The 19,475-nt window shown below is 66.5% G+C and carries 18 protein-coding genes and 3 pseudogenes; 15 read left to right on the forward strand and 6 right to left on the reverse strand.

Features of this window, described 5'->3' with window-relative positions; genetic code table 11:
• The first annotated feature begins 220 nt into the window (after nucleotides 1-220).
• The 5 genes and pseudogenes from ACM6LU_RS37840 to ACM6LU_RS37860 all read left to right on the forward strand — a co-directional run bounded on the left by ACM6LU_RS37840 (nucleotide 221) and on the right by ACM6LU_RS37860 (nucleotide 3,850).
• Nucleotides 221-780 (forward strand): annotated as a pseudogene (locus ACM6LU_RS37840) (ISL3 family transposase).
• Between the two features lie 172 nt (nucleotides 781-952).
• On the forward strand, nucleotides 953-1,126 hold the full coding sequence (locus ACM6LU_RS37845) for a hypothetical protein (protein WP_414942681.1): 174 nt from the start codon (nucleotides 953-955) through the stop codon (nucleotides 1,124-1,126).
• 114 nt (nucleotides 1,127-1,240) lie between these two features.
• Nucleotides 1,241-1,639 carry a protein kinase domain-containing protein gene (locus ACM6LU_RS37850; protein ID WP_414942682.1) on the forward strand — a complete coding sequence of 133 codons (399 nt, stop codon included), beginning with the start codon at nucleotides 1,241-1,243 and terminating at the stop codon, nucleotides 1,637-1,639.
• A gap of 40 nt (nucleotides 1,640-1,679) precedes the next feature.
• A complete protein-coding gene (locus ACM6LU_RS37855) occupies nucleotides 1,680-2,735 on the forward strand; it encodes an NAD(P)/FAD-dependent oxidoreductase (RefSeq protein ID WP_414942683.1) in 1,056 nt (351 codons plus the stop codon).
• Nucleotides 2,736-2,782: 47 nt separating this feature from the next.
• The gene (locus ACM6LU_RS37860; protein WP_414942684.1) at nucleotides 2,783-3,850 is read left to right on the forward strand and encodes an amidohydrolase family protein; all 1,068 of its coding nucleotides are present in this window, start codon (nucleotides 2,783-2,785) and stop codon (nucleotides 3,848-3,850) included.
• A 1,168-nt stretch (nucleotides 3,851-5,018) separates the two neighbouring features.
• Here ACM6LU_RS37860 and ACM6LU_RS37865 read toward each other — a convergent pair.
• The 5 genes and pseudogenes from ACM6LU_RS37865 to ACM6LU_RS37885 form a co-directional block, all read right to left on the reverse strand.
• The gene (locus ACM6LU_RS37865) at nucleotides 5,019-5,498 is read right to left on the reverse strand and encodes an IS5 family transposase (protein ID WP_414942685.1); all 480 of its coding nucleotides are present in this window, start codon (nucleotides 5,496-5,498) and stop codon (nucleotides 5,019-5,021) included.
• Nucleotides 5,499-5,946: 448 nt separating this feature from the next.
• Nucleotides 5,947-6,378, reverse strand: coding sequence for a MepB family protein (locus ACM6LU_RS37870; RefSeq protein ID WP_414942686.1), 432 nt, complete (start codon nucleotides 6,376-6,378; stop codon nucleotides 5,947-5,949).
• A gap of 789 nt (nucleotides 6,379-7,167) precedes the next feature.
• Nucleotides 7,168-7,733: pseudogene (locus tag ACM6LU_RS37875) on the reverse strand (IS5 family transposase); the annotation flags it as partial.
• A pseudogene (locus ACM6LU_RS37880) lies at nucleotides 7,707-8,192 on the reverse strand (transposase); the annotation flags it as partial. The pseudogenes ACM6LU_RS37875 and ACM6LU_RS37880, both read right to left, overlap by 27 nt.
• A 521-nt stretch (nucleotides 8,193-8,713) precedes the next feature.
• Nucleotides 8,714-9,265, reverse strand: a complete 552-nt coding sequence (locus ACM6LU_RS37885; RefSeq protein ID WP_414942687.1) for a hypothetical protein — start codon at nucleotides 9,263-9,265, stop codon at nucleotides 8,714-8,716.
• Between the two features lie 382 nt (nucleotides 9,266-9,647).
• Here ACM6LU_RS37885 and ACM6LU_RS37890 point away from each other — a divergent pair, with 382 nt between their 5' ends.
• The 8 genes from ACM6LU_RS37890 (at nucleotide 9,648) to ACM6LU_RS37925 (ending at nucleotide 16,394) form a co-directional block, all read left to right on the forward strand.
• Nucleotides 9,648-10,697 carry a hypothetical protein gene (locus tag ACM6LU_RS37890; protein ID WP_414942688.1) on the forward strand — a complete coding sequence of 350 codons (1,050 nt, stop codon included), beginning with the start codon at nucleotides 9,648-9,650 and terminating at the stop codon, nucleotides 10,695-10,697.
• Nucleotides 10,698-10,963: 266 nt separating this feature from the next.
• A complete protein-coding gene (locus tag ACM6LU_RS37895) occupies nucleotides 10,964-11,281 on the forward strand; it encodes a putative quinol monooxygenase (RefSeq protein WP_414942689.1) in 318 nt (105 codons plus the stop codon).
• On the forward strand, nucleotides 11,274-12,497 hold the full coding sequence (locus ACM6LU_RS37900; RefSeq protein ID WP_414942690.1) for a helix-turn-helix domain-containing protein: 1,224 nt from the start codon (nucleotides 11,274-11,276) through the stop codon (nucleotides 12,495-12,497). The genes ACM6LU_RS37895 and ACM6LU_RS37900 overlap by 8 nt, the downstream gene beginning before the upstream one ends.
• 449 nt (nucleotides 12,498-12,946) lie before the next feature.
• Nucleotides 12,947-13,207, forward strand: a complete 261-nt coding sequence (locus tag ACM6LU_RS37905; RefSeq protein WP_414942691.1) for a hypothetical protein — start codon at nucleotides 12,947-12,949, stop codon at nucleotides 13,205-13,207.
• A gap of 382 nt (nucleotides 13,208-13,589) precedes the next feature.
• The gene (gene tgmA / locus ACM6LU_RS37910) at nucleotides 13,590-13,940 is read left to right on the forward strand and encodes a putative ATP-grasp-modified RiPP (protein ID WP_414942692.1); all 351 of its coding nucleotides are present in this window, start codon (nucleotides 13,590-13,592) and stop codon (nucleotides 13,938-13,940) included.
• Entirely contained in the window at nucleotides 13,940-14,899 is a 960-nt protein-coding gene (locus tag ACM6LU_RS37915; RefSeq protein WP_414942694.1) for an MvdC/MvdD family ATP grasp protein, read from the forward strand. The genes tgmA and ACM6LU_RS37915 overlap by 1 nt, the downstream gene beginning before the upstream one ends.
• Nucleotides 14,896-16,107 (forward strand): methyltransferase domain-containing protein, encoded by a 1,212-nt coding sequence (locus tag ACM6LU_RS37920; protein WP_414942695.1) that lies wholly within the window; start codon nucleotides 14,896-14,898, stop codon nucleotides 16,105-16,107. Before ACM6LU_RS37915 ends, ACM6LU_RS37920 begins: the two co-directional genes overlap by 4 nt.
• A gap of 98 nt (nucleotides 16,108-16,205) precedes the next feature.
• The gene (locus ACM6LU_RS37925; RefSeq protein ID WP_414942696.1) at nucleotides 16,206-16,394 is read left to right on the forward strand and encodes a hypothetical protein; all 189 of its coding nucleotides are present in this window, start codon (nucleotides 16,206-16,208) and stop codon (nucleotides 16,392-16,394) included.
• Between the two features lie 342 nt (nucleotides 16,395-16,736).
• On the opposite strand, the gene ACM6LU_RS37930 is transcribed toward ACM6LU_RS37925, so the two are convergent.
• The gene (locus ACM6LU_RS37930; protein ID WP_414942697.1) at nucleotides 16,737-17,930 is read right to left on the reverse strand and encodes a helix-turn-helix domain-containing protein; all 1,194 of its coding nucleotides are present in this window, start codon (nucleotides 17,928-17,930) and stop codon (nucleotides 16,737-16,739) included.
• An 86-nt stretch (nucleotides 17,931-18,016) separates the two neighbouring features.
• Here ACM6LU_RS37930 and ACM6LU_RS37935 point away from each other — a divergent pair, with 86 nt between their 5' ends.
• The gene (locus tag ACM6LU_RS37935) at nucleotides 18,017-18,706 is read left to right on the forward strand and encodes a haloacid dehalogenase-like hydrolase (RefSeq protein ID WP_414942699.1); all 690 of its coding nucleotides are present in this window, start codon (nucleotides 18,017-18,019) and stop codon (nucleotides 18,704-18,706) included.
• A gap of 441 nt (nucleotides 18,707-19,147) precedes the next feature.
• Nucleotides 19,148-19,471, forward strand: a complete 324-nt coding sequence (cutA, locus tag ACM6LU_RS37940) for a divalent-cation tolerance protein CutA (protein WP_414942700.1) — start codon at nucleotides 19,148-19,150, stop codon at nucleotides 19,469-19,471.
• Nucleotides 19,472-19,475 lie beyond the last annotated feature (4 nt).

Genomic DNA, 19,475 nt, shown 5'->3' on the forward strand with positions numbered 1-19,475 from the left:
GCCGCCGCGATGCCGCCTCATCACCCCGACGAGACGATATGTCCTGTGTCACTCAGTGTCCCTTCCGACCGCTAAACCAGCAAGTCGATCTTGGTACACCTCTGGCTTACACGGTTACCGTGACACGGCCCCTGGGGGTCTGGCGCTGAACACGGTCAAGCGATACGCCCACGCCGCCACCCCGGACCGAATTCAGCGGGTTCCCAAGTACCGGGCCTGCATGGTCGACCCGTACCGGGACCACCTCCGCGCCCGCCGTGAACAAGACCCAGCCGTCGGGGCCACCGCACTGCTGGCCGAAATCCGCACTCTGGGCTACACCGGCAGCCACAACCTCCTCGTGCGCTACCAGAACCAAGGACGGCATCCCGACGACCACCCACACCTCTCACCACGACGAGCCGGTCGGCTGCTACTGACCCGGCCGGAGAATCTCACCGAACGGCAACGCGAACGACTCCAAGCCCTGACCGCGGCCCGCCCCGAAATGACGGCGCTGGCAGGCGTTGTGCACTCCTTCGCAGCTCTGCTCTCTCCCCACAAGGACAATCCCGCCCGGTTGACGGAATGGATCACCGCCGCACGCGAAGCAGATCTACCTCACACGCACTCCTTCACCCGAAAATCGACCAGGACACCGACGCCGTCATCGCCGCGGTCACCCTCAAACACCACAACGGACGCACCGAAGGCGTGAACACCAAGACCAAGCTACTCAAGCGACAGATGTACGGACGCGCAGGAATCAACCTCCTGCGCCACCGCATCCTCCTCGGCTAACACCACCACCGAAAGTGCGCCAGAGCCCTTACTGGGACAGTCCCCTGACGGGACAACCGTGACACCAGAACCGCAGCCAGGCCGGTTAATCGGTGGTCGTTATCGGCTCATCGAACCACTGGAGTCTGGGATCGGAGGCTTCGGACGGGCCTGGAAGGCGCACGCCGAAACCTTGGACGTCGAGGTGGCGGTCAAGGAAGTGTCGCTGTCCGAAGCGAACTCGCAGCGCCAGCGGGCCGACATGCTTGCACGTGCCAAGCGGGAAGCCCGCAACGCCGCGAAGCTGCGAGACCATCCGAACATCGCCGCCATCCACGATGTCGTCATCGAGGACGAGAGCCCCTGAACCGTCGGCTGGTCACCGGAACCTCGCTGAATGCCCGTCTCGCGAAGCGTCCGCTGCCGGTTGATCAGGTGGTCCATGTTGCCAAGAGCTTGCTCAATGCGCTGAGAGCCGCCCATGCCGCCGGGATCGTGCACCGAGCATCAAGCCAGCCAACGTCATGCTGGCCACTACCGGCGAAGTCCTCTCATCGACTTCGGGATCGCGATCCACCAGGACGACACCCTGACCATGAACGGACTGATCATCGGCACGCCGGGATATATGGCTCCGGAACGAGTTCGTGGCGATCGGGCACAGACTGCCAGCGACCTGTTCTCGCTGGGGGTGCTCCTTTATCAGACCGTGGAGGGCGGCTGCTCCCCGTTCGCACATCACAACCCCGCAGATCCGAACAACGCGGTCCTGTCCCACGACCCCCTGCTGCCGGGGTGCGAGACGGGACTCGCGTTGCTCATCATGCGGCTGCTGAACGGTGTGTCGCCGAGGCTTCGCTGGCCGGTCGGCGTCTCGTGATTCATCAGGGTAGACGGCCATTGGCCGATCAAGGCCAAAGTTGCTGGATTGGCAACATCATTTGCCATTCTTCCGGATCTTGTCGCAGAGTTGCGGCATGAACATGTATGACGTCGTCATCATCGGTGGCGGGCCAGCCGGCCTCGGCGCGGCTGTGACCTTGAGCCGCGCCCGGCGTGACGTCTTGGTGATTGACGCGGGCGAGCCGCGTAACGGGCGCGCGTCGAGGGCGAACAGTTATCTGGGGCGGGAAGGCATCGCGCCGAGAGAGCTGCTGACCATCGGCCGTGGCGAGGTCGAACAGTACGGCGGCGACGTCCGCGACGGCACAGTGGTGTCCGTGAAGCGTCTGGGCCCGACCGCCCTGCGCGTTGGCCTCGCCGACGGATCCACAGTGGATGCAAGGCGGGTGCTCCTCGCGACCGGGGTCGTCGACGAGCTGCCCGACATCCCCGGTCTCCGGGAGCGGTGGGGCCGGGACGTGTTGCACTGCGCGTATTGCCATGCCTGGGAGGTGCGCGACAAGGTCGTCGGGGTAATCGCCAGTGGGGCGGCTTCGCTGCACCAGGCACAGTTGTGGCGGCAGTGGACCGACCGTGTCGTCTTCTTCGTGCACGAATCCCTCGAGCTGAAGACGAGTGATCGAGCGGAGCTGGCGGCGCGTGGTATCGCCGTGCTCGAGGGCCAAGTCTCCGGTATCGAGGTTACCGGCGACGCTCTGGGTGGAATCCGCGTCGGAGACACCACGATCGCCGTACAGGTCGCCTTGGTGTTCCCGGTGTCCAACGCCAGAACCGAGCTGCTCGGCCAACTCGGCCTGCTTCCCGAGGAGAAGCACATGGACGATCAGGTCATTGGCGCGACGTTGACCGATGTGGACATGTTCGGTGCGACCGGCGTGCCGGGGGTGTGGGCAGCGGGCAACGTGCGCGGCCACCGAGCGCAGATCATCGACGCCGCGGCGCAAGGCGTACAGACCGGGGCGATGATCAACATCGATCTGGTCAACGAAGAGGTCGCCGCAGCGGTTGCCGCGCACCCGTTCACCCCTGAAAGGGAACGAGAGGTGGCAAAACACGTGCTTGTCAAGCGCTGAAAGCCTGGTCATCCCTACCTCGGTGATTTTCTCGTAGAGACGTGATGGTGACAAAGACCCTTATTCGCAACGTGCGCGTCTTCGACGGTCGCCGACTGTCCGAACCGTCGACAGTGGTGATCGACGGCGCCGTGTTCGGTACCGACGGAACCGGAGCGCGGATCGTCGACGCTGACGGCGCCACTGCGCTGCCGGGTCTGATCGACGCCCACTTGCATCTGGAGGACCGCACCACACTCGTGCAGCTCACTCGCTGGGGCGTGACCACCGGTCTGGACATGGCCACCTGGCCAGCGGAGAAGCTCGCCCGGCTACGTGGTGTCGTCGGGTTCACCGATATCCGGAGCGCCGGTACCCCGGCCATGGGGCCGGGCGGGCCGCACGCGCGCGTGATGCCCGAACTCGTTGCGGAAGCAGTGCTCCGCGACGCCGGGCACGCGGAGTCCTTCGTCGCGACCCGGCTTGCGGAGGGCGCCGACTACCTGAAGCTGATCCTCGAAGCTCCCGGAGACGGGGGACCGGACGCCATCGCCGCCAGCGCCTTCGTTCGGGCCGCACACCGTCGGGGCGTGCTCGTGGTGGCCCACGCCGCCTCACACGGCGCCTTCGCTCTGGCCGTGGAGCTCGGTGCGGACATCGTCACCCATGTCCCGCTCGGTGCGCCTCTGACACCCGAGCTCATCGCGGCGATGGCCCGGGAAGGAACGGCGTCGGTGCCTACTCTGACCATGATGCGGACTCTCGCGGACAACGATGGGACGCCGCAGGCACTGGCAGGTGCTTCGACCAGTGTCCTCGCTCTGCACGCCGCGGGCGTTCCGGTGCTCGCAGGCACCGATGCGAACATTCACATGGACGTCGAGCACGGCGAGAGCCTCCACCACGAACTGGAACTGCTCGTCGACGCCGGTCTTACCCCGGTTGAGGCACTGAGGGCCGCGACGTGCTTGCCGGCCAAGCATTTCCGATTGCCGGACCGCGGCGCCATCGCACTGGGTCTGCGTGCCGATCTCGTCCTAATAGACGGTGATCCGACGGCGGATGTCCGAGCTACACGGAACATACGGCGCGTCTGGTGTGGAGGTACCGAGCACGATCCTTTTCGATCGGACTGATGCGACGGTGGTGATCACAGGGGGATCGGCGGCCGCCTTGCCACCACGTCAGGTCACCGCCTCGTATCGAGCCCGTTCTCGCTGGCAGCGCTTCGGTGTGGAGGGCAATTCCAGATCGAGGCAGCGTCGGCGTTGCTCTGGCGGTCACCGAAGGACTCGCTGCGCTGACGCAGGCGGCAACACACGGTTTGGGGATGGAACGTGGACCGTCCTGGCGATCTCGGGCGCTGTCATTGGATTGGACCTGGGCTGCCTGGGGCTCGCCGAGCCGGGTGTGTTGCTTTGGCCAGTTCGAATTCCTGTTGACCGCTGAGAGTCTCTGGTGCGGGAATCCCTGCTGGTGCCCGATAGTCGGTGCGCGGCCGCTTCTGATCAGCCGGGGGCGTGGATTGTCTTGAATCTTGTACTCGAAATAGTCTACTCCGAGTTCAGTTACTCAAACCTTCACGTTGACACCGCAGATATCCGCTGGGAAATAAGGCGCACCGGTCGAGCTGAGCCACCCTTCAGCGGACTCGACATGCACTCCCGAACCCACGACGGCGATACAGTGCTTATTCCAGGCACCTGGCCCATTGGCGGCGATGCAGCCACTGGCGGACCGAATACCGGCTTCCTGATGCGTCACGGCACTTGCTGACGCGCCGACATGATCAGGACAAATACGGCAGGCAGCGCCAAATAAATTTTCTCGCATGCCAGCGTCTTTCCTTAGCTTTATAACGAGCTTGCTACGCAGAAACGGCCGTAAGATGAAGAACGGTTCTTAAATTTCGGCTACACCGGCACGTGATCCACATGAACCCAAGCGTCCCGAAAATGCCACTGCAGTGTCAGCTCTCAAATTCTTTCGCCGGACGATCGAACTTGCAAGGGGATAACGATGACAATCCCGGTTCCATCGATACTCTTTTATCATCGATGCGGTTTCGCCAACAATTTCAATTGCGAGAGCGTGAGCGTATCCTCTAGTGTCGAGCACGCGCACTCGTCGGCGGAACAGCCTCAATGACTACGGACAGGTGCACCTGCGCTGTCGTGTATCAGCCTTCGCGGTTGCGATGCGCTACAGGTTACGGCTGGTACCGACGTTGCGGCTTCCGGGCGGTGCCGGATCTGCTGTATTCGCGGCGTTGTGGCGAAATGACAATGGCGACTATAGCCAGTTTCACTGGCGTAGCCATTCGTTAATGGCCGCGATGTGGATGGTTGCCTCGTAGCGAACGGCGAGTTTGTCGAATCGTGTGGCCACGCCTCGGTTGCGTTTGAGCCGGTTGATGCCGCACTCGACTGCATGCCGCTGTTTGTAGATCTCGGGGTCGAATGCTGGTGGCCGACCACCAGCCCGGCCGCGGTTGCGGCGATGCCGGACCTGATCAGAGGGTTGGGGAATCGTGCACGCGATCCCACACCGCCGCAGATAGGCCCGGTTGGCGCAGGAACTGTAGGCCTTGTCCGCCAGGACACGATCCGGCCGAGTCCGGGCTCGCCCACCATCAGTTCGGGCGACCCGGACCCTGGCCAGCACCGCCTCGAACTGCGGCGAATCACCACGTTGACCGGCGGTCACCAGCAACGACAACGGCTTTTGATCTTGCTCGGTCGCCAGATGCAGCTTGGTCGTCCAACCTCCCCGCGACCGGCCCAACGCGTGGTCGGCCGGTTCGGGCTCGCCGATCCCGCCTGGCGGTTCTTTCTGCCGTTCGCCCTCGATGCGGCACCTGCCGCGTGCTGGTGCGCCCGGTCGATCGTGGAATCCACGCTCACCTCCCAGGTGATCAGCCGGCGGCGTCGGCCCGGGTCTGCAACGCCGCCAGGATCAACGCCCACACACCGGCGCGCTGCCAGCGCCGGAACAAGCCAGGGCCCAACGCGACGACCAAGTCGCGCACCGGCGGAAGCGGCGAGGACGGCCGATCGACTTAGGCGTGCGGCAGAAGCTCCGCTACCGGGGCCGCGACGTCGTCGAGCAGTGCTTCAACAAGCCCAAGCAGTGGCGCGCCGATCGCGATGCGGTCGGACAGGACCTCCCGCAACTACCACGCCGGCCCCGGCATCGCTGCGACCCTCCATTGGTTCACCAGCACGGTCTGAGGTTAAAACTCCTGAAACGCGGACGCCTGAGCACGTTGCGTGGCCGTGGCCTGCATGTTCAACCCCGCGCACCAGCTCGGATACACACGGAACCCACGCTTGCCCTGCCGCCTCCCTGAGGTGATGCCGAGTTCGGCGAGATGCGCGCCGGTGAACCGAAATACGCCGCGTCTGCCCTCTTGTTCGACGAAGACAAGCAGGCCCGCGGCGAGATCGTCGTCACTGAACGGGGTCGTCGTTCCGCCCGCGTCCCTCTGCCAGAAGGCGACGAAAGCGCCCGGCTTGGTCGGAGTGTTTCGCGCAGTCCGGATATGCCACGCCTCATCGCAGATCTGGGCAATGCCCGACTCATAGTCGCTGTTCTGCGTCTCGGGGGTCACCGCAACGGTTATCCCCACCTCGGCCGCATAGGCCTCGAACGCGCTGAACTGCACACAGCCAAACTATCTCACCCGTCACGATCGCCCGGGGAAGCTCCCCTTACCGCCTTCAGCAACACGGCCCCTAGAGCCCAGACACGAAGAAGCCCAGGCCGTGTGACCTGGGCTTGTGAGCTTCCCGCTTGGACTCGAACCAAGAACCCTCCAGTTATCCGGTTCCAGTCAGTCCCTGGTTACGGCCCGGCCCAACGCCGGGCCGTCCTCGTCTTGGCAGGATTGTCTGTGCTGAATGCCATGATCTCCACGCTCAAGATCCCCTTAAGCTGGGTGGATGCCTGGCTGGGCGGCGTCGCTTCCAACTACGTCGCCCAGCGCCCATGCCCATACACCCAGCGGCGTAGATAAAGCTGGTCCTTGGGGCAATGAAAGGGAGGGTGGCAGCTACCTCCTCCTACCGTCGGGCCAGGAATAGCAGGTAGTGCCCTTTCTCCGAGCCATGGTCTCTTAGATGCCGACTGGGTCGCCAGTCTCGAAGGGCCATCAACCCAGTGCTCGCCGCCCGATCGTGCCAGGATTCTCCAGATAGCTCCGGGTTGCCTCCCCCTCGACGTGGAGCCACCCCTTTCCCCGCAGTTGCTGCGCGCTCCCGGCATCGTCTGTCATCATTCACACGAATTTCCCTGGGGCAAAACTGGGGCACGAAGGGGTCCCGAATGGTGTTGAACTGCATCCAACAGGACTGAACCGCAGCGCTTTTCCTGCGGTTTCTCCGTTCCCGCAGGTAGAAAGCCCCTGCGCACTGGCAGTGAGGGGGTCAGGGGTTCGAGTCCCCTAGAGCTTGTCTCATGTGGTGAGTTTGCGGAGTTTCTTGTGGCAGGTGAGGCTGGCTCCGAGGATGAGGAAGGCGAGGAAGTGCTCGGCTTTACGTTCGTACCGCAGTGTCAGGCGTCGGTATCCGGTGAACCACGCCATGGTTCGTTCGATCACCCAGCGGTGTTTGCCGAGTTTCTCTGGCTGGATTCGATGCCTTTGCGGGCGATGCGGACCGTGATGCCCCGGTCGCGAACCCAGCGGCGCAGGTCGACCTGGTCGTAGGCCTTGTCGGCGTGCAGCTTGGCCGGTTTCCGGCGCCGCGGACCGCGGCGGGACTTGATCGCGGGAATCGCCATCACCAGCGGTTTGAGTGCGTGAGAGTCGTTCGTGTTGGCCGCGGAGATGGCGACTGCGAGCGGCAATCCGGCCCGATCGGACAGGGCATGGATCATTCGAGCCGGACTTGCCTCGATCCACCGGGCTAGGACCGGTCAGAGGCCCCCTTTCTTCGCCCGTACGCAGGCACCGTCCACGATCGCGCGGCTCCAGTCGAGCAGACCCTGGCTGCCGAGTTCGTCGAGTATCGCGTGGGACAGTTCGGTGCCGTAGGTGCGGTACAGGTGGTGGCCGATATCGCGGACGGTCATCCCACCCGCATAGAGCGAAATGATCATCTCGTCCAGGCCACCGGTGCGCCGTGAGCCCTTCGGGATCAGACGGGGCTCGAACGAGCCGTCCCGGTCCCGGGGCGAGGCCAGCTGCACCTCACCGACCTCGGTGGACACCGTTTTAGGGGTAGAACCATTGCGGGAATTGGTGACTCCCCGACCGGTCGGGTCGCCATTCTCGTAGCCCAGGTGGCCGGTGAGTTCAGCCTGCAACCCACGTTCCAGTACGGCTTTGACCAGCTCGGGCAGCAGCCCGCCGGTCCCGGTCAGAGCCAAGCCCTCACCATCCACTTTGGACATCAACTGGTCCAGCAACCCGGCGTCGACCATGTCATTGATCGTCTGCCTGGCCGGCGACACGGCCTTGTTCTCGTCAGTCACAGACATCTGTGTACTCCCTCAATCCACACGAAGTCGATCTCATACACAGACCATCAGACATGCCCCAGCGACACCGGTGAAGACAAGGGCACCGAGGGCCGCGAGCGCAGTGGCGGTCTGGGTCAGAACGCCGAGCTTGCCGCCCCCAACGCGGGATCGGGGTACGCGGGACTGGGGCACGCGGCGCCGGTCCGGAGGCCGCAGAGACGACACCCGCGGCCGAAGCCGGGAAACACCGTCGGCGGGCCGGACACGAGAACGAGGTGTACGCACACGAGGAGATCGCTGTCGGAGGACTCCCTGTCACAAGATCATCGACCGTGTTGGCTCGCGCACCCCGAACGCGACATCGCCGCTCCCGCGTCGGATGACGTAGCGCAGGCCATCGGGCTGCGGCGCAAAGCCTGCTCCGGGCCCGCCTTCCCACCCGAACAAGCGACACAACGTCAGTGGTGACGCGGCACCACTGACCTAAAAGGGGCCTCCCCGTCGAGTACGGCGGCACTCAGATCGGCAGCTTGGCACGGTCAGCATCCGTCCCGGCAGACCATGAACTCGTCGCCGGAGAAGGTGTCGGTCAGGACCACCAGGCGGTCGCGTCCATCCATCCATCCATCTCCGGTGACGTTCGTGTAGTTCTTCCCGCACAAGCAACACACTGTGGGTTCGAGCGGATGCGCCGGATCCGTGCGCAGGGCGGTGAGCGCGCGGTCGCGGGTCACCCGCGGCGTGGTCCCGTGTCCGCATCGGCACCACGCCCGCCACAAGCCCTTCGCCCCGGACTGGCTGAATCCGTCCATCCGATGTATGACGTGCGGTGCGCGGGGCTTCGGCGGCGTCCAGTCGTCGCCGCCGGTGGTCGTGGTCAGGTAAGGCGGGTTGTGGTCGAGATCGGCATCTGTCAGGCCGTGCTTGGCCAGGAACTCGTCCAGTCGTGCGCGGGCCATGCTCGTCTCGAACGGGCTCGCTATCTGGCTGGCCGCCCCTGGCTGGTACTCCGCCACCGTGCGCAAGGCGCGACCGCGCGCCAGGAGCCGGGCATGAACGGCCGGCTCGCCTGCCGACGCGGTCTCGGTCACGATGCTGCTTCTCCCCGGTCCGGAACCCTGAACACGATCAGTTCAGATGCCAATAGCTCTGCCGACGCGGTCCAGTTCCTCGTCGAGGTTTTCAGGTCGGGAGGAGCGCTCCGGCGGGCGCAGCTCGTCGATGGAGAGAATGTATCGACTGCCCGCGTCGCTTCGGGCGGCGCATTCCCATGTTGCCACGCTGCCGGTACACTGCGCTGGCATACTCTTCACGCAGCAGCCCCCGCTCATTTCGGGCTGAGGATCGCAACGACAAACCCTGGCGCACCCTCGTGCGCCCTTCGTCGTGCCATGCCTCACGAGAGCGGAGAATGAACGTGTCCACAATGGACGACCTCTACCAGCGGACCCTGGCAGCCGTCCCGGACGGTGCGTGCCGAATGCTCGTCGCTACAGCCGCGCTCGCCTCACGCGTGTCGAGCCGGTCGCGCATCTGCTCGACCAGGACCGAGTCGTGGTGACACACCACGATGACGGCGGGGTGACGCTCGTGTGGGATGAGTACAACAGCCCCGTCGCGGCCGAGATGGTCGGGCTCACGATGGACATGGTCTTCACCGGGCCCGGCCTCCTGCGCTACCCGCTTGAGCAGTTCTACGCGCACCCGGACGGGTGGTGCCCGGCATGTGCGGAAGCCAGGCTCGAAGGCCCGCCAGCTTGGGGCATCTGGCTCTCCCGGGACTGGGAACGCGGCCATGTGCGCGCCGAACTGCAGGACGGCCGGCCACGGTCCGTGGCCAAGTTCGCTAACCGCGCGGTCGCCGAGCAGGTGATGCGTTCGCACCTGGCCGCGCTGCGCCGCGACCGGCGGCAACGGCGCTCAGCCCTACTGGTGGAAATCCTCGTGCTGGACCGCGACCCGCGGCGGGCGCCCCGGTTCCGGCCAGACGCGGTCGGTGAGACCTCCCAGTTGTGGCTCTGGCGCGAGGATCCCACCGCCTCCCCTGCGGCCGCCCGGCGTCACGGCGGCTGGCCCGATGAAGTCTGGCTGTTCCGGCACGATGCCCAAGACGTCGAGGTCGTCGACCAGGTCGTGGTCGTGCCGGGCCCGGAGTTCGCGGCCCGCGCACGCGCGGAAGACCAGGACACGGAACGTCGCGAGCGTGCGCGACGTGAAGCCCGGCGCACTGGCGATCAGGTCACCAGGCTCGACGGCTGCACCATCGTCTGGCACCGCGAGACGGACGCCGACGTCGAGGGATATCTCAAGTCAATCCTCGATCCCCGATCCTCCATGCCCGCGCAGCGGGTGCACGCCGACGGCACCCAGGAACACCTTGATGGCGCGCCACGGGGACTGACGGTGTACGGGACCACCCAGTTCAACCGGCCGAGCTTCGACGACGCGGCGACGATGACCCCGCAGTACTCCTACCTGCTCGACGGCATCAAGCACTCTCGCGGCATCACGGAAGGCGGCTGAGCCGAAGGATCTATCCCGGGATCGCGATCTTCCGCCGCCGCGGCGGCAACTGGTTGACGAGGCCTGGCTGCCGGTTGGCGGCAATGAGCTCATCGACGCCGACGACGAAATCCTCATCGCGACCCTGCGCACCGCGTTGTTGTGGAGTCGGTCAGCCGCCTGACCCTCCCTGCGGTGTGGGTCGCACTTTTCGTACTACTTGGCGCACAAAAAGTGCTACCTCCGTAGACTCGCGTGGATCACCTGCTTACGAAGGAGGCTGGTTCATGTTGTTGGGGCTGTCGGTGCGGTTCGAGCTGATAGACGAGGACGCGGCGGCCGGTTTCGACGATCTGGTCGCGAGGACCCTGCCGCTCATCAAGACCGAGGAACCGGGGACTCTGCTCTACATCGTGAACACGGTCGAGGATGCGCCGCTGTCGCGGGTCTTCAACGAGATCTACGCCAGCCCCGAGGCCTTCGAGTCCCACGAGCGGCAGCCGCACGTCCAGACGTTCCTCGCGGAACGCGGCCGGTACGTGGAGAGCTATCAGGTCGATCGTCTCCGTCCCACCGACGGTAAGGGCTTGATTTCAGGTGACTGAGGAGGCTCGAAACGCCGGGGCCGCGATCGCCGCCAAGCGCAATGAGCTGGCACTGTCGCAGAGGGCGTTCGGCGAGTTGATCGGGAGGTCGGAGTCCTGGGTGAGCCAGGTCGAGCGGGGTACCCGCACCATCGACCGCCTGTCCGAGTTGGTGCGGATCTCCGAGGTGGCGGAGATCTCCATCGCCGAGCTCATGCCGGCGTTCGTGACCACCGCGCCGAACAAGCCCTTGGCGGTCAGCGAGCTGGCGATGGCGCTCATCCTCAGCAGTGGCCTGCGGTTCGGGTTGCGCCGCCCAGGGGACCCGAAGCCGCGGACCCGTCAAAATCCGGCGACGCTGATCGAGCGGGCGGGACAGGCCTGGGAGCTGGCACACGGCTCGGCCTACGGGGCGCTTGCCGAGCAGCTGCTCGACCTGCTCCCCGACCTGGAGACCGCCGTCCGCGCCGACGACGGCGAACTTCGACAGGCGTTGCACGGCGCACTGGCCACGGCGTATCACGCGGCCGCCGCCGTCCTGTCGAAACTGGATGAACCCGCTGCCGCGTGGGTGGCGGCGGACCGGGCCCTCCACGTGGCCGAGAGCGCCGGTGACCCGATGCTGGTGGCCGCGGGCGCGTTCCGGCTGACCCTGGCCTTCCAGTCCGCGCGCTCACTGGACCTCGCGCAGGCGACCGCGCAGAACGCCGACGACGCGCTGGCAGGCTTCGACGCCGCCGATCCAGTCGTCGTGTCCCTGCGCGGTGCGCTGAACCTCCAATTGGCGGTCATCGCGAGCCGCCGCAACGACGCTGAGCGTGCCTACGGCCACCTCGATCTCGCACACGAGCTGGCCGAGCGGAATGGGGAGAACCGCAACGACCACGGCACCGAGTTCGGGCCGGCGAACGTCGGTGTGCACGAGGTGGCGATCGCGCTGGCGCTCGGCGACGCCGGACGCGCGCGACGCGTCGGCGAAGCCCTCGACGCCACCAGCCTCTCGCCGGAGCGGCAGGCACGGCTGCTGATCGACCTGGCCCGCGCGCACGCGCAGCGCCGGACGCTTCCGAAAGTCGTCGCCGCGCTGACCGCGGCTGATGACCTGGCACCGCAACAGGTTCGTACTCACCCGGCTGTCCGCGCGCTGCTGCACAACCTGGCAAAGACCACGGCCGCGAACGACGACGAGGGATTCGCCGAGCTCACAGCACGACTCTCCACTAGCCCCATCGAGTGAACGTACTTTTTGTACTAGACCCGCACAAAATGTACTAGTAGCGTCGCCTTTCGGAAACGGGAGGTGACTCTACGTGCTGAAACTGTCGCCCACGCGCCCCCAGCAAGGAATCGCGATCACCTGGATCGCCGCGATGACGCACCCGGCACTGCATCCGGCCGCGTCTTCCTCGGGCAACCCATGCGCGTCACGAGACCTCACCGCGCCGGCCAAGACGGAGTCGACGGACGAGCACGCACGGAGGCGGCGGTTCGTCCTTAAGGGCGCTGCTCGAGACCACCGCCGCGGCGGTCCAGGTGCACGGAGGCGTCGATCATGACCCTCGCTGCCGCTGTCCCGCAGTCCGGCGCGGCAACACCGCGAAACGACGGCGCGACAGGGAAAACACCGCGCGTGGAGGACCTGCCGCCCGGCCTGACACATCCTTATGACGCCGGATCCGGACCGCGTTGTTCCTGCACGGGTACACGTTCACCTGGACCCTCGGCGACCAGTGGATCGCCGTTCAGGAAGGCCGGGTCGCGAACGCGAGTCAGCGATACCTAGTGATCACCGACCCGCTCCCCCACATCCCGATGCAGCTCGGCCGCCACGAAGTGATCGGCCAGACCGCAGCACCCGACGGAAACTGGGACAACTTTCCTGCCGCTGCCGCCGAGAAGCTCCGCGCCGCCGCGACGCGCTGGGTGTCCCGCCACGGCGCCCGGTGACCCGCCCGTGCCTGGCGGACAGCTCGACGAGGGGGAGAACGGATTCCATGTCCGACAACGCAACCACGGTCGTTCACGGTGACGGCGTGGCTGAGCGCGTCTTCGCGCACACGCGGGTCTGGCGCCTGACACCGGATGTCTTCGCCGCGGCCGCCGGGCTGATCGCCGAGCACGAACCAGCGCCCGACGTCGGGATCGCTCGCCCGGACACTGGTGGAACCTGCTGCCAGATCCTGCCGAGGCACGCCGGAGCGCCGTCGGGGAAGCATGTCCACCGGGTGCCTCCGACCAGACCGCGCCTCGCCCGCCACGCGGCTCCACGCCTGTACGGCCAGGCACATCGCGCCTACGTTGGTAGAGCTCAGGTCAGAAAGGAACGCGCATGCCGCTCAACTCCCGTCCCGCCGACGACAGGTCGCAGGACGCCGCGGTAACGGGTCCGCTCTCGACCCTCGAGTTGCCCAGCCGGTCCAGGCCGCGACCATCCGTCGTGACCGCCGTATCCGCCACGGACGCGCCGGAGCAGCCCCTGGCGTTGCGCGCCCTGCGCCCGGCACCGCGGCGGGATCTGCCGGACCACGTCTACGACCCGGTCCGGCAGGTCGCGGTCGATCTCGCAGGCCGGCCGCTGGCGCCCACTCTCGGCAAGGACTGGACCAGCCTCGAAGGAACCCACACCGACGGCGACGGCGGCGACAACGAGACCTGGGACTGGGAAGAGAACAACAAATAATGACCGTTCTGGTGCTCGCCCGGGACTTCGACCCGACCGCCGACGCGGTGATCACGAAACTCACCGCGCAGCACGTCCCCGTCTTCCGCACCGACCTAGCCGCGTTCCCCGCCCAGCTTCGCCTCGACGCGCGACTTCGGGGCGGCACCTGGACGGGCAGGCTGTGGAACGCCCACCACGAGGTCGACCTCGCCGACATCAGGTCGATCTGGAACCGCAACCCCAGCACCTACCGGGCCGACAACACCCTCGCCCCCGATGTGCAGGACTTCTGCTACCGCGAGGCGAAACTGGGATTCGGTGGAGTGCTGGCCGCGCTCAACGTGCTGTGGGCCAACCATCCGAACCGATGCGCGGACGCGATTTTCAAGCCCTACCAATGGACAATCGCCACCGAGTGCGGGCTCACCGTCGCCGACACCACCATCACCAACGACCCCGACACCGCCCGCCGCTTCATCAGCACCGCACCGGGCGAGACGATCACCAAAGCCCTCGGGCCCACCGGCATCATGCGTGATGGACAGGCCACCGCCGGAGGTACCCGTCCTCTGACTGCGAAGGACCTCGCCACGCTGGACGGCGTCGCCCACACCGCGACCACGCTGCAGCCGTTCGTCCCCAAGGCCTTCGAAGTCCGCCTGACCGTGATCGGTGACGAGATGTTCCCCGTGGCCATCCATGCCCACAGCCAGGCCGCCCGCATCGACTACCGCACGGATCCGGACAACCTCAGCTACGAACTGCTGGACATGCCCGGCACCCTCGCGCAGGCGGTCACCCGCTACATGAAACGGACCGAGCTGGCCTACGCCGCCTTCGACTTCGTCGTGACCCCGGACGAAGAATGGGTCATGCTGGAAGCGAACACCGGACCGCAGATGGGCTGGCTCGAGGCCGCGACCGGCGCCCCGCTGACCGAGGCGATGGCCACCCTGCTCGCGAAAGGCACGCCATGACGACCTCGACGACCAGCACCGGCCCGGACAGCGTCCCGGACTGGCAGGACCGCAGTGCCGCGCTCGCCGACGACCTGATCGCCGCCGGGAAACTCACCTCGCCGCAGTGGCGCGCCGCGGTCGAGAACGTACCCCGGCACGTGTTCGTCCCCCGCTTCTACCTCCATCGCGACGGCCGGATGGTCGCCCTCGCCGCCGACGACCCCGATACCCGCCAGGAGTGGGCCGACACCGTCTACAGCAACATCGCGCTGGTGACCCTGCTCGACCAGGACGAGAACAGCGGACCGGTGTTCCTGTCCTCCAGCTCCACCCCCGGCCTGATGACCCGCATGCTGGAAGCGCTCGACGTCCACGACGGGCACACCGTGCTGGAAATCGGCACCGGCACCGGCCTCAACGCCGCCTGGCTCACCCACCGCCTCGGCGACAAGCACGTGTACTCCATCGACATCGAACCCGACCTCGTCGACACCGCCCGCGCCCGGCTCGCCCAACTCGGCTACCGGCCCACCCTCGTCACCGGAGATGGAGCCGCCGGCCTGCCCGGGCACGCCCCCTTCGACCGGATCATCGCGACCTGCTCCGTGCCCTCCATCCCCTGGCCCTGGATCGAGCAAACCCGTGTTGGCGGCCGCATCCTCACCGACGTCCGAGCAGGGACCAACGCGGGAAACCTCGTCCACCTCACCCGCACCGCGTCCGACCGCGCGGAAGGCAGGTTCGACGCCCACAGTGCCTCCTTCATGGGCCTGCGCCACACCCCCGGCTCCGACACCCGCATCCCCTACACGCGATCCAGCAGCGACTCCCCCACCACCACGTCCACCACCACCCGCGACCCACAGACACCCTGGACCCACCCCGTCGTGTGGTTCCTCGCCGCGCTCCGCATCGGCGGCCGCTACCAGCTCGGATACACCGGGAACCCGCAGGACGGGCCTCCCCGCGCGGCCTTCATCACCACCCCCGACGGCTCCCGTGCCGACATCACCCTCGCCCCCGACGACCGCGGCCGCCATGACGTCGCCGAGACCGGGCCGGTCCGGCTGTGGCAGCACGTCGAACACGCCCACCAACTCTGGGACCAAGCCGGGCGGCCGCCCTGGCATCGTCTCGGCCTGCTCGTCACTCGCGAAACCCAGACGATCTACACCGACACCAGCGACACCCCACTTGCGACACTCGCGGCGACTCCATCCACATAAGACCAGGGCGGTGCACCGTGGCCACCGTGCACCGCCGCCTTCGAGGCGTCCAGTGTCGACCAGCACGGCGGCGCGGGTCCTGAATTAGAGTGCGGCGTATGGACGAGCAGGAAGAGCAGTCGCCCCCGGTTCCCGCCGAAGTCGAGCAGCACCAGGACGTCACCGCAGTGGTTGGCGACGGACCTGCCGCCGGTTCGGGCTACTGGCACCTTCACGACATCGTTCGGCGCAGCCCCGAGGAGATCCGACGGGGCGAGGCACCGGCGTACGTTCGACGCCGCGGGTAGACGGGCTGTGGCTGAATAGCCCGCTTGTCAACTGTCCGGCGCGCGAGCCAGATCCCGAGGAGGCTCGGGTGCGGAACCTGTGGCAGGAGACGACTGACCAGCTGATCAAGCAGCGTGCGCGGAAGCCGACGTCAAGGTCCCATGGTGCGGTGTCCGGCTCGTTGAACAGAGTTATCCGGACAAGTCTGACGAACCCTGCCGACGTCAGGCCGGTACAGCGACCAACCGCCCCCCGAACGGCGTATCGCGCTCGCGGAAGCGAGCCAGACGCCGGGGATGGCGGCCCTGAACGCGGGCGCGGGCCGTCGTCTATCTGGCCTCGGCCCGGCAAGGACGCCCCTTTCAGTTCGGAAGGCCGATTTTGCTGGCAAGTTGCGTGGCACGCAGCGATTCAGCTCGTGGTCCCCGCTTGATGATGGCGCGGACGATGTGGTGTCCAGCGGGCCGGAACTCCAGGTCTTCGGGCGCTTCAGAGTAAGCCTGTTCGAGCAGATTCATTGACGATGTGTAATAGCTTCGCTGCTGGTAGCCCTTGGCGCGGTCGAGCAGGAAAGCCACACGCCGTTCTATCGAGGGTGAACGTTCATGGTCCACTGTGGACGCGAGGCGTAGCCCTTCGGCTGCTTCGCCGGTCGCCACTTCAAGTGTGACGGCGTACATGGCGACGTTGGTGGGGCCGAAAGCGGTCCAACACACGTTGCGGTCGCCGACATGCTCGGCAAGCGGCAGCGCTCGACGGAGTCGGTCGCGCCCACTCCACGGGTCGCGGTTGCGTACTGCCGCGACAGCTGAGATGAGCAGGAGGGCGCCGGACATCGCTATGGCGTCGGGTGGCGCGGAGCTGAACGCTCGGCGGAGGTCGTCCAGCGCCGTCATCGCGGTGTCCTCAGCTGCCGCCGGCCGACGATCGGCGAGTTGCACTTGCGCGAGGTTCCAGCGCGCCCCAGCCAGCCGGATGGGATCGTCCGCGGCTTCGGCCGATCGGATCGCGCGATCCGCCGCCAGCAGTGACAGCTCGGTCAGGCCTACCCGTTTGGTCACCGTTCGCGCCAGGCCATACAGGTCAGCGGCGACGGCGTGCGCTTGACGCTGCTGGCTGCTCGTCGTGGTGCGGGTTGTCGACTCTGTCGCGTCGATGAGTTCTGGCAGGTCGGTCGTCAGTTCGCTGTAGCGCCGCGGGGACGTCTGCCACGCGTGCCACAACTCATGCACGCGCTCCCCCAGCTTGCCAACAGGCGTCGCCGCGCCCAAGGTCGGCCTTGTCATGGCCCGATACAGATCGTCGGTCTGAAGTGATGTCCCTCGGCGCTTCGGCGTACTGGGTCCGGCATCCAGGAGGTCGCCCGGATTCACGTCGAGAACCTCGGCCAGCGCGATGAGCACCGGGACCGTGGGGAGCTTCCTGCCGTGCTCGATCTTGTGCAGGTAATCCGTCGTGATCCCCGCGAGCCCGGCGACCACAGCCTGCTTCTTGTGCGCTGCCGTTCGGTAAAACCGCACGCGGGTGCCGACAGCCCGCGCCAACTCGTCGTTCACGATCGCGCCCCCCTCCCAAGGGTGTTGCTGACCAGGCAAGATCGTACTCCGGGAGGCGATGTCTGGCAGGATGCCACACTTTCACCATGACCGCGCCCGCTGGTGCTCCGCGCACACTCCTGCTCTGGGACGTCGACCACACGCTGATCGAGACGCGAGGAGTCGGGCGGGCAATCTACGAACGGGCGTTTCTGGCAGCGACAGGTCGCCCCTTGGAGAGACTGGCGGCCATCTCAGGTCGGACCGAGCTGGACATCATGGCAGAGTCTCTGCGCATTAACGGGCTGGAAACCTCGGAACAGATGATGCAGCGGTTGGCTGGCGCGCTGATTCAGGGGTACGAGGACGCTCGCGACGAGCTGGCGACCACCGGGCGGGCCTTACCCGCAGCCCGCGACACCCTCGAACGGTTCGTCGCGGACAGCACGGTTCATCAAGCGATTCTGACCGGAAATCTTCGGCCGGTCGCGCGGATCAAACTCGAGGTATTCGGCCTCGCCGGATACCTCCACTTCGACAGCAGCGCATTCGGTGACGATCACTCCGAACGGGCCCGCCTGGTCGACATCGCCCGGCGCCGCGCAGAGGACCGGACCGGTACGACCTTCGCAGGCGAAAACGTACTGGTGATCGGCGACACCCCGAACGACGTCCAGGCCGCCTTGACCGCAGGTGTCCGCGTTATCGGCGTAGCGACAGGGAAAGCCACCGCACCGGAACTACGGCTGGCGGGCGCAACGCATGTCGTCGACTCACTGACGACCTTCTCGCTGTAGCCAGGCCTGCAGCATGAAGACGACCCGTTCGCCCCGCGTCTCACCAGCGCCTCCCGAATCGGGAGTCGCGCGACAGCGACGTGTCGGGCTGACACTCGACCAGGCCCAGCCGGGCGCGGCCGACGTCAGGCGCGTTGCCGACTGCCGGTGATCTGACGGCAGTGACCGACCTCGCCAGGTACGAGGCGCCCGGTTTGGCCGGAGAGCTCGACCTCATCACCACACCGCCGCACACCCTCGACCGCCGCTTCGACACCATGACCATTTCGTGCTGAGGCCAGCCGCGGCACGCCAGCGCCTGGTTCAGCCGGCACAACGACCCGGCCAGTGCGCCACCGACGACGGCGTAGGACGACCTCGTCGTGCGTCGCCCCGGCGCCTGTCGGTGCCGGGCGTTCTGCTGTCCGGCCGCGGGCCATCTCCGGCTCCTACCCTGTGGTCATGACTGTTCATCTTGTCGTGACCACAGCTACCCCTGATCGGGAATCCGGCGAGAGGCTGGCGGGCTCGGCCGTCGCTGCGCGCCTGGCGGGTACCGCACAGGTCGTCGGCCCGGTTACGTCGTTCTTCTGGCACCTCGGCGATTCCGGCCGTGGCGAAGAGTTCAACGTGACGTTCAAGACGACCGATGCCAGGTACGCCGAGCTGGAGGCGCACATCATCGAGAACCACCCGTGGAACAAGCCTGAGGTGACGGCCGTCGAGCTCGTCTGCGGTTCGGCCGACTATCTGGCGTGGGCCGAGGAGTCGACGCGCCCCCGCTAGGCCT

The sequence above is a fragment of the Amycolatopsis sp. cmx-11-51 genome (assembly GCF_047608665.1).
Taxonomy (GTDB): domain Bacteria; phylum Actinomycetota; class Actinomycetes; order Mycobacteriales; family Pseudonocardiaceae; genus Amycolatopsis.